Raw genomic sequence first — 340 nt, forward strand, 5'->3', positions numbered from 1 at the left:
CAATTAAAGTTTTTGTCTAGCGACAATAGCGCTGTGGCCCCACCTGATCCCATTCCGAACTCAGAAGTGAAACGCAGTTGCGCCGATGGTAGTGTGGGAGTTCCCATGTGAGAGTAGGACATTGCTAAACTTCTATTAAAGAAACCCGTAGCTGATGCTACGGGTTTTTTGCTAAAGTTTTATTTGTTTAAATTATTTATAGAGTAAATTAAGCAATTAAAGTTTTTGTCTAGCGACAATAGCGCTGTGGCCCCACCTGATCCCATTCCGAACTCAGAAGTGAAACGCAGTTGCGCCGATGGTAGTGTGGGAGTTCCCATGTGAGAGTAGGACATTGCTA

Annotated in this window: 2 rRNA genes; both read left to right on the forward strand. The window is 43.8% G+C overall.

The window, feature by feature from the left end:
• Window positions 1-15 precede the first annotated feature (15 nt).
• Window positions 16-130 (forward strand): 5S ribosomal RNA (gene rrf, locus OA91_RS23900).
• 98 nt (window positions 131-228) lie between these two features.
• Window positions 229-340, forward strand: a 5S ribosomal RNA gene (gene rrf, locus OA91_RS23905); the annotation flags it as partial.

Source organism: Marinomonas sp. SBI8L, assembly GCF_001624705.1.
Taxonomy (GTDB): domain Bacteria; phylum Pseudomonadota; class Gammaproteobacteria; order Pseudomonadales; family Marinomonadaceae; genus Marinomonas.